This is a genomic window from uncultured Halorubrum sp., assembly GCF_937146585.1.
Lineage (GTDB): Archaea > Halobacteriota > Halobacteria > Halobacteriales > Haloferacaceae > Halorubrum > Halorubrum miltondacostae.
Window position 1 is genome coordinate 1 of sequence record NZ_CAKZRO010000017.1, and the last position, 14,387, is coordinate 14,387.

12 protein-coding genes, 1 tRNA gene and 1 pseudogene are annotated in these 14,387 nt (G+C 67.7%); 5 read left to right on the forward strand and 9 right to left on the reverse strand.

What is annotated here, in order from left to right:
* Positions 1-255 precede the first annotated feature (255 nt).
* Both Q0116_RS01370 and Q0116_RS01375 read left to right on the forward strand, forming a co-directional pair.
* A complete protein-coding gene (locus tag Q0116_RS01370; protein WP_297884769.1) occupies positions 256-864 on the forward strand; it encodes a carbonic anhydrase in 609 nt (202 codons plus the stop codon).
* 134 nt (positions 865-998) lie between these two features.
* A complete protein-coding gene (locus Q0116_RS01375) occupies positions 999-2,192 on the forward strand; it encodes a DNA cytosine methyltransferase (RefSeq protein ID WP_297884771.1) in 1,194 nt (397 codons plus the stop codon).
* Positions 2,193-2,239: 47 nt separating this feature from the next.
* Here the strand turns inward: Q0116_RS01375 and Q0116_RS01380 are convergent, their stop codons facing one another.
* The 9 genes from Q0116_RS01380 to Q0116_RS01425 form a co-directional block, all read right to left on the reverse strand.
* Positions 2,240-3,388 (reverse strand): group I intron-associated PD-(D/E)XK endonuclease, encoded by a 1,149-nt coding sequence (locus tag Q0116_RS01380; RefSeq protein WP_297884773.1) that lies wholly within the window; start codon positions 3,386-3,388, stop codon positions 2,240-2,242.
* 309 nt (positions 3,389-3,697) lie between these two features.
* Positions 3,698-3,768, reverse strand: a tRNA-Pro gene (locus Q0116_RS01390).
* Between the two features lie 55 nt (positions 3,769-3,823).
* Positions 3,824-5,878: a DEAD/DEAH box helicase gene (locus tag Q0116_RS01395; RefSeq protein ID WP_297884777.1), complete on the reverse strand. Its 2,055-nt coding sequence runs from the start codon at positions 5,876-5,878 to the stop codon at positions 3,824-3,826.
* Positions 5,879-6,019: 141 nt separating this feature from the next.
* Positions 6,020-6,550, reverse strand: a complete 531-nt coding sequence (locus tag Q0116_RS01400; RefSeq protein ID WP_004599151.1) for a 50S ribosomal protein L16 — start codon at positions 6,548-6,550, stop codon at positions 6,020-6,022.
* Between the two features lie 128 nt (positions 6,551-6,678).
* The gene (nucS, locus tag Q0116_RS01405) at positions 6,679-7,476 is read right to left on the reverse strand and encodes an endonuclease NucS (protein WP_297884790.1); all 798 of its coding nucleotides are present in this window, start codon (positions 7,474-7,476) and stop codon (positions 6,679-6,681) included.
* A gap of 54 nt (positions 7,477-7,530) precedes the next feature.
* Positions 7,531-7,680, reverse strand: a complete 150-nt coding sequence (locus tag Q0116_RS01410) for a hypothetical protein (RefSeq protein ID WP_297884792.1) — start codon at positions 7,678-7,680, stop codon at positions 7,531-7,533.
* A 70-nt stretch (positions 7,681-7,750) separates the two neighbouring features.
* Positions 7,751-9,040: an adenosylhomocysteinase gene (locus Q0116_RS01415; RefSeq protein WP_297884794.1), complete on the reverse strand. Its 1,290-nt coding sequence runs from the start codon at positions 9,038-9,040 to the stop codon at positions 7,751-7,753.
* Positions 9,041-9,160: 120 nt separating this feature from the next.
* The gene (locus Q0116_RS01420) at positions 9,161-10,525 is read right to left on the reverse strand and encodes a DNA primase (protein WP_297884796.1); all 1,365 of its coding nucleotides are present in this window, start codon (positions 10,523-10,525) and stop codon (positions 9,161-9,163) included.
* A gap of 362 nt (positions 10,526-10,887) precedes the next feature.
* Positions 10,888-12,207 (reverse strand): amidohydrolase, encoded by a 1,320-nt coding sequence (locus Q0116_RS01425; RefSeq protein WP_297884798.1) that lies wholly within the window; start codon positions 12,205-12,207, stop codon positions 10,888-10,890.
* Between the two features lie 118 nt (positions 12,208-12,325).
* Here Q0116_RS01425 and Q0116_RS01430 point away from each other — a divergent pair, with 118 nt between their 5' ends.
* The 3 genes and pseudogenes from Q0116_RS01430 to Q0116_RS01440 form a co-directional block, all read left to right on the forward strand.
* Complete coding sequence (locus Q0116_RS01430; protein ID WP_297884800.1) at positions 12,326-13,525, forward strand: LEA type 2 family protein; 1,200 nt, start codon at positions 12,326-12,328, stop codon at positions 13,523-13,525.
* Positions 13,526-13,580: 55 nt separating this feature from the next.
* Positions 13,581-13,922: a dihydroneopterin aldolase family protein gene (locus tag Q0116_RS01435; protein WP_297884802.1), complete on the forward strand. Its 342-nt coding sequence runs from the start codon at positions 13,581-13,583 to the stop codon at positions 13,920-13,922.
* A gap of 176 nt (positions 13,923-14,098) precedes the next feature.
* Positions 14,099-14,387, forward strand: a pseudogene (locus Q0116_RS01440) (PLP-dependent aminotransferase family protein); the annotation flags it as partial.

Genomic DNA, 14,387 nt, shown 5'->3' on the forward strand with positions numbered 1-14,387 from the left:
GGGACAGCTCGATCTTCAGTCGAGTGCTCTCCCAGTCTGAGCTAAGGCGGCTCGCACTCGCATCAACGCCGATTCGAGACAAAAGGATTTCGAAAGGGCGCCGGCGGCCCGCCTCGTCCCGGTCGCGTCGGTCGAATCCGGGGAACCCGGTTCGACTGATCCTCGAAATCGGACGATATCGCCGCCGATCCGGGGCGACGGCGCGGATCGGGGCTTCCGCAACGGGCCCGTTTCTCCCGCCCCTCCGATCCGTCGATGCCATCGCACGACCACGCCGACCACGACGCGCACCACGAACACCTCGACGCCGCGGTCGACGAGCGCGACGACTGGGCGCGCCGCCGGCGCAAGGGGATCCCGACCGACGAGAACCTCCTCGTCGTCGCCTGTATGGACGAGCGAATCCCGATCGAGGAGGCGCTCGGCATCGACCTCGGCGACGCGCAGGTGTTCCGCAACGCCGGCGGCAAGGTGACCGACGACGTGATCCGGTCGGCCGCGCTCACGACGAACTTCTTCGACACCGACGAGATCGTCGTGATCAACCACACCGACTGCGGGATGATGAGCGCGCCCGACGAGGCGATCCGCGAGGGGCTCGAAGCCGAGGCGGGCGACGTCGACGCCGCGGACCTCGACCCGTCGCTGCCGGAGCTCACGATCGGCGACGCCGACCTCCTCGACTGGGTGAAGATGACCGACGACATCGACGCGGCCTGCGCCGCGCAGATCGAGTACCTCCGCGAGTCGGCGTTCATTCCGGACGACACCACTGTCTCCGGCTACGTCTACGAGGTCGAGTCCGGCGAGCTCCGCCGCCCCGACGAGCGGATCGCCGAGGAGATCAGCGAGCGGCGGGCCTGACCCCGGCGACGACTCGCCGGCCGCCCACGCACCGCCAGTCCCGCGCCGAGGTGTGACGCTTTTATGCGCCCGCGGCGAATCGAGGCACGAAATGGACCGAGCACGCGCGCCCACGCTCCGGCGAGGTGAGGCCGGTGGGCGCTGACGCCGACCCCGGCCCCGAGTCGGACGTCGGCTCCGGCTCCGACGCCGCGAGCGACGACGCCGACGCGCCGGTCGTCGCCGGCTTCTTCTCCGGCTGCGGCGGCCTCGACCTGGGCTTCGAGCGGGCGGGCTTCGACGTGGCCCTCGGCAGCGACCAGTGGGAGCCGGCCGCGGAGACGTACCGACGGAACTTCGCCGACACCGAGTTCCTCGAGGCGGACGTCCGCGAGCTGGGCGCCCCGGCGATCCGCGACGCGGTCGCGGGCGCGGGCTACGACCCCGACGGCGTCGACGTGGTGATCGGCGGACCGCCGTGTCAGGGGTTCAGCCGACTCAACAACGAGCAGATCGAGCTCGACGAGATGGAGAAGGACCGCCGGAACACGCTGTTCGAGGAGTTCCTCCGGGTCGTCTCCGTCCTCGAACCGCAGCTGGTGCTGATGGAGAACGTCCGGGACCTGATCAACCGCCAGACCAGCGACGACCGGTACGTGAAAGACCTCATCGTCGACGAGTTCGCGGCCCACGGCTACAAGTGCGAGTACCGGGTGCTCGAGGCCGAACAGTACGGAGTCCCCCAGAAGCGCCGCCGGATCTTCTTCATGGGCACCGACCGCGACGTGCCGATCCGCTTCCCGGAGCCGACGACGCCCGAGGGGAGCTGGCGCACGGCCGGCGAGGCGCTCGCCGACGCGAGCGACGACCTCCCGAACATGACGTACGCGAACACCGGTGAGAAGACGCTCGAACGCATCCGCCACGTCCCCCCGGGCGGCTACTACCGCGACCTCCCCGACCGCCTGAAGACGAAGAAGTACCAGTGCGACTGCGAGGACACCGACGCCTGTCCGCACGAGCCGGAGATCGTCAAGCGGTACGGGACGTACCTCCGCCGGCTCGACCCCGAGGAGCCGTCGCTGACGGTGAGCACGAACGTATTCATCCACCCGCGCGAGGACCGCTACCTCACGCCCCGCGAGATGGCGCGGCTCCAGACGTTCCCCGACGAGTTCGTCTTCGAGGGGACCAAGACCGACGTGATGAAACAGATCGGCAACGCTGTGCCCGTTCGGCTCGGCGAGGAGCTGGCGACGCAGCTGCTGGAGTACTACCCCGAGGTCCGGGACGCGCCCCCCGCCGACCCCGACGTGTACGAACAGCAATCGCTGACTGACTTGGCCTGAGGCTGCTGCCCTGATACTCGGTGGTCTCTAACTCGGGCGTTGAGCTACTATGGTGGCCACCTCTCCTCAAATCTGAAATCCGCCGCGTAATTTATTCGCGGACTGCTCTTTTCAGGTGGCTCAACCCTCAACGATATCGACTTCTCGAACGCGTCATCTGGTATGAGATACGTCTCTACTTCTTCAGGATGCTCGATTACGTAGAAATCAGCCGGCTCTGTAACGTCGAACCGCAATAAGCCGTCTTCGAGCCAGGCGGACTCAACGCGGAGACGGAACTCGCAATTTTCCTCGTTAGCGATGATCGTCTGCCTATCGTCACAGTCTGTTGACACCGTTGACGTGTATCTATCTGATTCCACCATCTCAACCGTTCTCGACACAAGTGAGGCAGAGGTAGATGTCCCAGAGGGGTCTACCACTGGCGGCCAATTATCTTCAAACGCGTAGTCGTCTGCCAACTTCGCCCTTGACGGATTCTCACAACCTTCCTTTATCCGGAGAGAGACTGACTCACCAAACTCTGCTGCGCGGACAGAGAATGTCTGATCAAGCGGTTCGCAGTAAATCAGATAGTAGTCCGCCTCCGACTCCAAGGTACACCTGATCCGGTTCTCAACTCGCCAAGCTCTTTGGATACCGACCTTCGAAACGTCTCCAGCTGTGTCTTCTACAAGGACAGTTCTCTGATCTTCGTCTTCTGGATTACAGTACACCGACACGTCTTCTTCCCGGAGTTTCTCGATGACTGTCGAGTCTATCGTATCCGAGTTGTCATTCTCTTCGATTGGCCATTGTTCTTCCAGTCGGTACTTTTCGGCCCAGTTGACCTGTCTCGTCTCCTTGTCAGGAGCATCGACTCGCAGATACATCGAGGTTCCCACCTCGGCAGCGGGTATCAGATACGTCTGATCTGTATCATAGCAGTAGACGACAAAACAATCGATACCCTCTCCGTATCTCTCATATGTATGACCTGATGCGTTCGTGTGCTGACTCAGCCCGCTGAATCGGATCGTTCCGTCTTTCAACCGACCTGTTTTGACCTGCGCTCTCAACAGGTCTCCTCGGGGTTGTTCGATAACAATATCGTATCGTTCGTTGTCTCCAACCGGCGTCGAGACACTAATCTCCCGTCTCTTTAATTCGGTAATGACAATTTGCTCTGTTAAATCGCCCCGTCGATGCGATTCCATAGATACTGTATTCTACTATATCCAATCTTAATATCATTTGTATATTCACAAACTACGGCGGAATTACAGTAGATAGATACTCTTTCAATTTTCATGAAATGTATGGCTCGAACCCGCGCCCTGCTCACGGAAACTGAGAGGAGTCATCTTCGCTCGGAAGATGCTGATTCACAACGGTATCAGGCGATCTCGAGGATCCGGAATCGCATTGATGATGAACTAGCTACTGATGTCGACATTCTTCGAGAGCATCACCCGGAGTTATACGAGGAGTTGCGAGAAACGGTCTGTACCGAATCAGAATGAACATGGGGCCGCTGAGAGTCGAACTCAGGTCCACTGCACCCAAGGCAGCGAGGATACCACTACCCCACGGCCCCACACTCTTACGTACCCCGAAGAGCCGCTAAAGGGTTTCGTTGCGCTTCGCGCCGCTCACTCCTCGTCGTCGCGCCGTTCGAGGTCGGCGACGATGTCGTACGGGTCGGTTCCCTTTCGGACCGAGTCGAGGATGAAGAACGCCTCGTCGGGCGCGAGGAAGTGCCTGGTGACGCCGCGGCCGAGCGGCGTGGGCTCGAAGCCGTCGATGAAGTTCCACTCCAGCAGCTTCCCGAGCGCGTGCTTCGTGGGGACCTCGCCGATCATGCGGTCGTTGAGGCGCTTGGCCTTCTTGCCGGCCACGACGACGTTCGCGAGCGTCTCCTCGGCGGCCGCGGTCTCGTCGTAGTGGGTCGCGACGTCTTCCATCTCGCCTTTTAAAAGGGTGAACGCCACCTCGTCCTCGGTGCGGTCCATCGAGCCGTGGTAGACGCCGTCCGGCTCGACGAGGAGGTAGACGCGGCCGCGGTCGTGGTAGTCCGGGCGTCCGGCGCGCCCGAGCATCTGCGAGAACTCCTGGACCGAGAGCCACTCGATCCCCATCGCCAGCGAGTCGAAGATCACCTGCGAGGCGGGGAAGTCGACCCCGGCCGCCAGCGCCGCGGTGGTGACGACCGCCGAGAGGTCCTGGTTCCCGAACTGGCGCTCGACCTTCTTCCGGCGGCCGTAGTCGAGCCCGGCGTGGTACGGCGCGGAGTCGTAGCGTAGCTTGCGGCTGATCTCGTGGCAGCGCCGCCGCGAGTTGGTGAAGATGATCGTCTGGCCGCGGTACCCCTTCGACGACTTCGTGTCGAACTCCCGCTTGACGAGTTTGTCGGCGATCTGCGCCTTCTCGCGGCCGTCAGCGAAGGTGACGTGGCGCTCGATGGGGACCGGGCGCTCCTCGTACTCGATGAGCGTCGCGCGGAGCTTCTCCGCGAGCCACTCCGGGTTCCCGACGGTCGCCGAGAGGTAGACGAACTGCGTCCCGTCGTAGCCCGCGCGGGTCTCCATCCGGTCCTCGCTGTAGTACTTCAGCCGGGAGATGAGCCCGTCGAGCCGGTGGCCGCGCTCGCCCTCCTTCAGCGTGTGGACCTCGTCGATGACGACCGTCCCCACGTCGCCGAGGTCCTTGCCCGTCCGGAGCGCGTGGTCGATCCCCTCGTAGGTGCCGACGATCACGTCGGCGTGCGGGTCGAAGCGGTTGCCGTCGTCGTTCACCCGCGAGGAGCCGACCCGGATCGACACGTCGAGCAGGTCGCCGTAGCGCTCCTCGAAGTCCTCGTGCTTCTGGTTGGCGAGCGCGACGAGCGGGACCAAGAAGAGCAGCTTCCCGTCCCCCTTCAGCGCGCGGTCGATCCCGGTCAGCTCGCCGACGAGCGTCTTCCCCGTCGCCGTGGCGCTCACCACGAGCTGGTCGTCGCCGTCGAGCAGGCCGTTCCGCACGGAGAGACTCTGGACCGGCAGTAGCTCCTCGAAGCGGCCTTGGAGGTGCGAAGAGAGGTCCGGATGGAGGTCCAAGTCTTCGGTCCGGACGGGCGAGACGTCGTCGACGTTCGCCGACACCTCGTCGTACTTCGTGAGGTCGGGGTCGAGTCCGCCCTGGAGGAGACTCACGATCCGGTCGAGGTCGCCCGACTCGTACAGCAGCTCCTCGAGGCGTTCCTCGGCCGCGCCCGTGAACTCCCCTTTGTACGACAGCTCCCGCTCTAACTCCCGGCGGGCGCAGTCCCGACAGATCAGCTCGCCGTTGTGGTCGATGGCGTCCTCGCTCGTGATCGGCCCGTAGCGCCCGTCGCTCGCGCAGCGCCGGCAGGTCCGGACCGCCGTCGCCTCCAGCTGGTAGCCGTCGAGCATCTCCTTCAGCCGCGTCCGGTTCTCCGGCGAGGTCTGCTCGGAGATGCGGATCCGACCGGCCGCCCGCGCGAGGTCGACGAACTCGTCCGGCTGGCGGGGGTGGTCCTCCCCGTCGCGGATCACCCGGAACTTCCCCGGGCGCGGGCCCGCGGAGGTCTCCTTGAGTTCGAGCCGCCCGCGGAGCACGCGCTTGCCGTCGCGGTTCGCGACGACGGTGTAGTCGCTCCGCGCCTCGTGGAGGAACAGCGTCTCGACCTCGGCCAGCTGCTGTGACACTGCCGTGCGGTACGCGAGCGAGGTATTTCAGGTGTTCGGCTCGGGGATCGGAACCGGTTCGGAGACACGCGGCGCCGCGGCTACGTCACGCGAACGCGCGGAGAAAAACCCGCCTCACGGACGGGGTCGGGGTCGAGGGGTCTACGAGACGAGCAGCTTCTCGCCGCGGTCGACCGTGATCCGGCACGGCGGCGAGAGCTTGTTGTACGCGCGGCGGAACGCCTCCTTCACGACGGAGGCCTGCTCGACGTCGCAGTAGGCCGTGAAGACGACGTCGTCCTTGTTGAGCCGCGCGGCGGTGCCGACCGGCTTACCGAACGCCTGCCGCATCCCGTCGGAGACGCGGTCCGCGCCGGCCCCGGTCGCCTGCTTGTTCTCTCGGATGACCTGGTGGGGGAACTTGCGAAGGGTCATCTTGTAGTTCCCCTCGCCGAGCTCCTTGATCAGGTGGCGGTTCGCCGAGAGGCGCGCGCTCTCCAGCGAGCCGTGTCGGACCTGGAGCTCCTCCTCGACGCGGAGGCTGATCTGGACGGGGTAGTCGTCCGGCTCCGCGGAGAGGTCGCCCATGTTGTGCTGGGCGATCTTCGAGCCGGGGATGCCCGTGATGTACTCCCGGCGGGTGTACGACGGCTTGTCGATCGTCCGATACATAGAGGCGGGTTTGTCAGACATGGCTACTTGTCCGATGTAGCCCGCGCTGCGGCGATAAACCCTTCGATAGCGAGGCGTCCGCCGCGGCTCCTCGGGGAGTCAGCGCCGGCGATCCGCCGGATTGTGGTCTGCGTTGACACGCCGCCCGCTCACTCCTCCGGCGTCGGTTCGAGCGCGACGTGGTCGAACCCGCGGTCCGCGAGCCGCTCCGCGGCGCGGTCGGTGACCGACGGGGCGACTAAGATCCCGCGCACCTCCGGCGACCCCGCTCCGTCGGCCTCGTCGTCGCCCCCGTCGCTGGCGGTCTCGTCGTCGGCCTCGCTGTCACTTGCCTCGATCCCGAACTCCTCGCGGAGCGCCCGGACGTATCGCGCCAGCTGTCCCACGGCGTCCGGGCCGACCCGGCGGCGCTTCAGCTCGACGACGACCGGCGTGCCGTCGGCGTCGACGCCGAAGACGTCCATCGGGCCGGCGCCGGAGGGACGCTCGGTCTCGCGGGGTTCGAACCCCGCTTCGACGAGGTCGGGGCGTTCAAGGATCCGGGTCCGGAGGTCCTCCTCGCTGCCGTGGAGGGTGAGGTCGCGGCCGCCGGTCACGCTCATCGCGGAGAGCTGGTGGACGGCCGCGAAGCGGACCGTCAGGGTCTCGTCGGGGCTGCTCCGCGTCGAGCGCACGCGGAGCCGCCCGTCGCGCACCGCGGCGCGGTGTTCCGATCCCGGCGGCTGCCAGTTGACCGGCTGGCGGCCCTCGTCGGTGTGGACGAGGGCGGCCCCGTCGGGCTTCAGCACCACCAGCCGGTCGCCGGGACCGAGGTCGGAGGCGGCGCGGCCCTCGTAGGAGACCGTACAGCGGCCGAAGAGGCTGACGAGGTCGCCGCGCTCGAAGGCGTCCTCCAGCTCCCAGAGGGCCTCGCGGTGGCTCGGGTCGTGGACGCTCGTGACTGTCACTGGCTCTCGTACGCGGTCGCGGCTGAAAAAGGGCGCGCGCCGGTGTGTGTCGTCTCAGTCGCCCCGCCGCGACGCGACGATGCCGGCGACGAAGAGGACCGCGCCGAGCGCGAACGCGGCGATGCGAAGCGTCATGTCCGAGACGAGGATTCCGGCCAACACCGAGACACCGAATCCGGAGTGTAACACCGCGGTAAGATTCATACGTCCGGTACGGTCGCGCGGCACAAAAGCGGGTCGAACCGGCGGGCTCGGCGGTCGCCGTCCGGCCGGGTCAGGTCCCGTGCTCCCAGCTCCCCATGTACTCGCGCTGCTCGTCGCTGAGGTCGTCGTACTCGACGCCCTCGGCGGCGAGCTTGATGTCCGCGACCTCGCGGTCGAGCTCGTCGGGCACGTCGTGGACGCCGGCGTCGTACGCGTCGCCGTTCGCGGCCAGCTCGCGGACGACGACCGCCTGTACGCCGAAGCTCTGGTCCATCACTTCGACCGGGTGGCCGAGGGCGATCGGCGCGGCGAGGTTGACGAGCCGCCCCTCCGCGATGACGTTGAGCACGCGGCCGTCGGGCATCTCGAACCCCTCGACGCCGTCGCGGACCTCGTAGCGGTCCACGGCGAGGTCGTCGAGGTCGTCGAGGTTCACCTCCACGTCGAAGTGGCCGGCGTTCGCGAGCAGGACGCCGTCGCTCATCTCTTCGAAGTGCTCGCGGGTGATCACGTCGCGGTTGCCCGTCGTCGTGATGAACACGTCGCCCTTCGCCGCGGCCTCCTTCATGGGGAGCACCTCGTACCCCTCCATGTGGGCTTCGAGCGCCTTCCGCGGGTCGACCTCGCAGACGATGACGTTCGCGTTCTGGCCGGCGGCCTTCTTCGCGACGCCCTTCCCGCACTGGCCGTAGCCGCCGACGACGACGTTCTTCCCGGCCCACGAGAGGTTCGTCGTCATCGCGATGGTCGCGAGCGACGACTCGCCCGTGCCGTGGACGTTGTCGAACAGCTGTTTCATCGGCGTGTCGTTGACGGCGAAGACGGGGTAGTGGAGCTCGCCGTCCGCGTCCATCGCGCGCAGCCGGTCGACGCCGGTGGTCGTCTCCTCGGCCCCGCCGACGATGGTGTCGATCAGGCCGGGGTACTCCTCGTGGACGAGCTTCACCATGTCCATCCCGTCGTCGACGGTGATGGTCGGCTCGTGGGCGATGCAGGCGTGCATCGCGTCGTAGTACTCGTCGTCGTCGACGCCCCGCACGGCGTAGGAGGTGATCGACTCGTGGTCGTCGAGCGCGGCCGACACGTCGTCGTGCGTCGAGAGGGGGTTACAGCCGGTGATCGCCACCTCGGCGCCGCCCTCGGCGAGCAGTTCGACGAGGTTCGCCGTCTTCGCCTCGACGTGCATCGCCATCGCGATGGTCTCGCCGGCGAGCGGCTGCTCGTCGACGAACTCCTCGCGCAGCGCGTTCAAGATTGGCATGTGCTGGAGCGCCCAGTCCATCTTCCGGCGGCCCTCCTCGCGGGCCGCTTCGACGTCCGAGAGGTGCTGTGACACCGGCGGATACGCGGTTTCGCTCATACGTATCGGTTCGCTCACGGCGCACTAAACCCTGCCGACACCGGCGTACGCTCAGAAAAGAGGGCCTCGGTCAGCGGCGACCGCCGCCCGCGTCACCGAACCGAACCGCGGACCGCGTCGTCAGTTACCGCCCGGGCCGCCCGCGTGGTCCGGCGGGCCGCTCTCGCCGTCCTCGTCGTCTTCATCGTCCTCGTCGTCGTCCTCATCTTCCTCGTCTTCGTCGTCCTCCTCGGCCTCGTCTTCTTCGGCGTCGTCTTCCTCGGTCTCGTCCTCGTCCGCGTCGTCGTCCTCAGACTCGTCCGCTTCGGATTCGTCGTCGGCGTCGTCCTCACCGTCCTCCGCGTCGTCGCCGGCGTGGTCCGGCGGGCCCTGCTCGCCGTCGGGGCCGACGCCGTCCGGCGCGTTGCCGGGCGCGTCGGTCTCGTTCTCCGCGCCCTCGTCGTCGGCGTCGTCGGGGCCGCCGGGGCCGCCGGCGTGGTCCGGCGCGTTACCGGGGTTGTTCTCGGTCACGAAGTCCGAGACGGCGGCGCCGATGCCGCCCTCGCGGTTCTCGAGCCCCTCGATGAAGTCCCGGACGAGCTGGCCGAACGGCTGCGCCGCGGCCTCGTCGTCCTCCGCTTCGGCGGTCAGCTCGACCGTCTCGGAGACGCTCTCGTTCTCGTACGCGGCGGTGATCTCGACGGTGACGTCTTCCTCGGCGTCGGGAAGCGTCACCGTGCCGTTGGCGTCCGTCTCGTACTCGCCCGTCCCGTTGTACGAGGCGTTCTCACCGGCCTCGTCCGCGAGTTCGACGACGACCGAGGCGTTCTCGACCGCGGCGTCGTCGTCCGTCACCGTGACGATGGGCTCGCCGTCGGTGTTCTCGACGTCGAGTTCGAGGCCGTCGGGGGCCTCGAGTTCGACCGTCTCCGAGACGCTCTCGTTCTCGTACTCGGCCGTGACGTCCACGGTCACGTCCTCCTCGGCGGCGGGCAGCGTCACCGTGCCGTTGGCGTCCGTCTCGTAGTCGCCCTCGCCGACGTAGGAGGCGTTCTCGTCGGCGGTCGTGACGTTGACGGAGGCGTTCTCGACCGCGGTGTCGTTATTCGTCACCGTGACGACGGGCTCGCCGTCGGTGTTCTCGACGTCGAGCTCGAGGCCGTCGGGCGCCTCGAGGTCGACCGTCGTCGAGGCGGTCTCGTTATCCGCCGCGGCGGTCACGTCGACCGCGACGTCCTCCTCGGGCGCGGGGAGCTCGACGGTGCCGTTGGCGTCCGTCTCGTACTCGCCCGCTCCCGCGTACGACTCGTTCTCCGCGTCGACCACGCTCACTACCACCGTGGCGTTCTCGACCGCGGTGTCGTTCTCGGTCACCGTGACCGTCGCTGTCCCGTCCGCGTCCTGCTCGACGGCCACTCCGAGGTGACCCTCGGCGGCCGCCACGCCGGTCATCGCGCCGAGCGCGACGACCGCGACCAGTAGGATTGCTGTCGTGCGTTCGCTCATGTCCACTCCGGTCCAATCCCCCTATCTGTATAAAAAGCGAAGTCGCTTAACGCGGTTTAATTCGGTTTGGACCCGGGTTAACGGCGCTGAAACAGCTATTTCGTATATCTGGCGCTCGCCCGCGTATCTGGCCGCGACCGAACCCGGATTCGCCCCCGACTTCGGGTCGGTCGTCGCTCGCGCGCGATACGGTTACGTAGTCGTGATCTACGTCGTTCTCGCGGAGAACACCTCCAAAGCCCCAGCCTCGTCAGTCGGGCGTCGCCCGACGACCTCGCGCGTGCTGGCTTCGCGGCCGCCGGGGGCGGCCGCTCGCAGGTCCGCGCCACCGCAGTTCTGTCGAGAAACAGCGTGTGCGCCCGCTATGCCGACTCGACGCGGTCGACGAGGTCGCTCGCGGCGCTTGCGGCGCGCTCTTGGACCGACTCGGCGTCGAGCGTCAACACCTCGCGGTCGCGCATGAGGACCCGGCCGTCGCACACCGTGTGACGCACGTCGCTGCCGCGCGCCGCGTACGCCAGCTGCGAGACGGGGTCGTGGACCGGCGTCAGGTGCGGCGCGTCGAGGTCGACCACCGCGATGTCGGCGGCCGCGCCCGCCTCGATCCGGCCGCCGGGGAGTCCGAGGGCGTCCGCGCCGCCGGCCGTCGCCATCTCCACGGCGGCGCCGGCGGGGACCGCGCTCGCGTCGTCCGCGGCGAGCTTCCCGAGCATGGCGGCGTCGCGCATCTCGTCGAACACGTCGAGGTCGTTGTTCGAGGCCGCCCCGTCGGTGCCGAGCGCGACCGTCACGCCGGCCTCGCGGAGCCGCTGAACCGGCGCCATCCCGCTGGCGAGCTTCATGTTCGAGGCCGGGCAGTGAACGACCGCGGTCCCCGCCGCCGCGAGCCGGTCGATCTCGGTCTCGTCGACGTGGACGCCGTGCGCGAAGAAGTCGTCCGGGCCGAGCGCGTCGAGGGCCTCGGCGTACGCGATCGGTCGCTCCCCGCGCTCGTCGACGATCGGCTCGACCTCGTCCGTCGTCTCGTTCGCGTGGAGGTGGATCGGCACGCCGGCCTCGCGCGCCTCGGCGACGCCCTCGCGGAGGTACTCCTCGCCGACCGTCGTCAGCGAGTGCGGCATGAACGCCGTGCGGATCCGGCCGTCCGCCGCGCCGTCGAGCTCGCGGGCGACCGCGAGGCTCTCTGCCACGTCGCTCCGCGCGTCCGCGTCGTCTTTCCCGACCGTCACCACGCCGTGGCCGAGGCGCGCGCGCAGGCCGGCGCGGTCGACGACGGCCGCCACCCGGTCCATCGCGAAGTACATGTCCGCGAACGCGGTCGTCCCCGACCGGATCATCTCCAGCGCGCCGAGCTCGGCGCCCGCTTCGATGTCGTCGGGAGTCAGTTCGGCCTCCGCCGGCCAGATGTCCTCGCGCAGCCACGGGTCGAGCGGCTTGTCGTCGGCGTACCCGCGGAGCAGCGTCATCGCGACGTGCGTGTGCGCGTTGACGAGCCCCGGGATCACGAGCGACCCCGACGCGTCGAGCGTCTCGTCGGTCGCCCCGCCGACCGCGTCGTCGACGTCGCTCGGCCCCCCGACGGCCCGGATCGTCCCCTCGTCTCGGTCGACCGCGACGTCCGCCCGCTCGACCCGACCGTCGGGCCGGAGCACTCGCCCGCCGCTGACGCGGAGCTGGTTCATACCGGTCCGTTCCGGCCGCCGCACCAAACGCCTTCGGTTCCCCGCCCGAGCCGGGGCTACGAGCGGCCCCGACGACACCGAGCGACACGACTTTACCGCCGGATCGAAACGCACCCGCATGGCTCTCGACCGCGTCGCGGCGACGCTCACCGCCAGCAAGGTCGGGACCGCCCTCGTCGGACTGGTCGTCGTCGCCGCCGCGGTCGGCGGGGCGTTCGCCCTCGGCGTGTTCGGCGTCCCGAGCGTCGCCGCCGTCAACAACTCCTTCGGCGACGTGACGGACGAGACGACGGTCGTCGAGACGGACCTCGTCGTCTCGAACCCGAACCCGTTCGGCGTCGGCCTCGACGGCGTCTCGATCGATTACGCCGTCTCGATGAACGACGTCGAGATGGCGCGCGGCGGCCGCGAGGGGGTCAGCGTCGCGGCCGGGAACTCGTCGATCGCGTTCGAGACGGACCTGGACAACGAGGCGATCCCCCCGTGGTGGACCAGCCACGTCCGGAACGACGAGCGGACGACCGTCGCGATCGACGCGCGGGTCTCCTCGGAGTTCCTCGGTCGGGGCACGAACCTCAGCCGCACCCGCGAGATCGAGACGGACCTCATCGGGGCGTTCGCCTCCGAGGAGACCCGCCCGGTGAACGCCGACGCCCCGCTGGTCGACGACCCGGTCCTCTACGTCAACGAGACGCGCGGGCGCTGGGGGACGGTGACCGACGCCGAGACGCCGATCGCGATGGAGTTCGACGTGTACAACCCCAACCTCGAACCGTACGTCGTCACGGAGATCGGCTACGACGTCACGATGAACGGCGTCGAGATGGGCTCGGGGTCGACCGCGGAGGAGTACGTCGTCCCCTCGTACGGCTCCGAGACCGTCGAGCTCACCGCCGCGCTCCGCAACGAGCGCCTCGACGACTGGTGGGTCACGCACCTCGACGAGTCGGTCAACGGCCACCAGGTGAGCGACCTCCGGATCGAGTTCTACGCGGTGGTCGAACTGCCCGGCGGCGAGCGGGTCACCGTCCCACTCGACGCCCTGACGCACGAGGAGACGGTCGAGACCGACATCTTCGACGAGGGGCTCCACCGGGGGCCCGGCGACGGGAGCGCGAGCGGCTCGGGCGGCTCCGACGACGGGTCGAGCGACGGCGGCACCTCCGACGGGAACACGACCGACGACGGCACGAGCGGCGGAGACTCGACGGACGGGAACACGACCGACGACGGGTCGACCGACGGAAATACGACCGACGGGAACACGACAGACGACGACGATGACGACGGGGGACTGCTCCCGCTGTCCGCCGACTGACCCGGCTTCGTTCCGGCGCCAGAACCTTCTTAGCTCGCCGCGGCCGCGTTCCGGCATGGCAACCGACGCCCAGCAGGCGTGTTTCGAGGCGGGGATCAAGTTCGGCTCGCTGTACCACCAGTTCGCCGGCACGCCGATCAGCCCGTCGAGCACGCGGAGCATGGAGACCGCGATGGCGGAGTCGATAGAGAACCAGCCGCACTGCGAGGCGGTCGACGTGACGATCCACGACGACCGCGTGGCCGACGCCATCGACCACGAGAACGGCTACACCGAGCTCACCGGCTCGCTGATGGACGTCGAGATGCGGATCGCGTACGAGGGCGTCACGGTCCGCACGCGGATGGCGATGGAGGACGGCTACCCGCTGATGGAGCTGGTCTCCGTGGCGGAGTGAGCCGACGCCGGCCTCCGGCGCCCGGAGCCCCCGCGAACGTGGCGCTCGCGCGCGTCCGGTGCCGGTCTGACTGCGCTGTTGATAACGCGACTATATTGTCAATATGTGATTGATCATTCGACTTTTGCCGGCAGTACGTTTATGTTCTTGAGTCGAAACGTGGTATGTGATACCGAATGGACGGATCAAACTCGGACGATCTCGATCATCTGTTCAGCGAGACGGTTCGGGAGACGAAGGACGGCTCCGTGTACGGGGGCTGGCGGTCGATCCGGGACGCGGACGCCGTCCCGCTGAGCTTCGGGTTCCCCTATCCCGACTCGTTCCCGAACGACGAGCTGGTCTCGGCGGCCGAGTCCCTCTTCGAGTACGAGGGGGACTGCGCGCTCCAGTACGGCGGCGGGGAGTACGCCGACGCGCTCCCCGAGGTGATCGTCGATCGGGCCCGCGACCGCGGCATCGACT

What these genes read in the sequence shown, in the direction of transcription:
- Q0116_RS01420 (WP_297884796.1), bottom strand. Translation starts at nt 10,525, where the DNA reads ATGAGCGAACGCACGACAGCAATCCTACTGGTCGCGGTCGTCGCGCTC.
- Q0116_RS01430 (WP_297884800.1), top strand. Translation starts at nt 12,326, where the DNA reads ATGGCTCTCGACCGCGTCGCGGCGACGCTCACCGCCAGCAAGGTCGGG.
- Q0116_RS01435 (WP_297884802.1), top strand. Translation starts at nt 13,581, where the DNA reads ATGGCAACCGACGCCCAGCAGGCGTGTTTCGAGGCGGGGATCAAGTTC.
- Q0116_RS01410 (WP_297884792.1), bottom strand. Translation starts at nt 7,680, where the DNA reads ATGAATCTTACCGCGGTGTTACACTCCGGATTCGGTGTCTCGGTGTTG.
- Q0116_RS01415 (WP_297884794.1), bottom strand. Translation starts at nt 9,040, where the DNA reads ATGAGCGAAACCGCGTATCCGCCGGTGTCACAGCACCTCTCGGACGTC.
- Q0116_RS01425 (WP_297884798.1), bottom strand. Translation starts at nt 12,207, where the DNA reads ATGAACCAGCTCCGCGTCAGCGGCGGGCGAGTGCTCCGGCCCGACGGT.
- Q0116_RS01370 (WP_297884769.1), top strand. Translation starts at nt 256, where the DNA reads ATGCCATCGCACGACCACGCCGACCACGACGCGCACCACGAACACCTC.
- Q0116_RS01380 (WP_297884773.1), bottom strand. Translation starts at nt 3,388, where the DNA reads ATGGAATCGCATCGACGGGGCGATTTAACAGAGCAAATTGTCATTACC.
- Q0116_RS01400 (WP_004599151.1), bottom strand. Translation starts at nt 6,550, where the DNA reads ATGTCTGACAAACCCGCCTCTATGTATCGGACGATCGACAAGCCGTCG.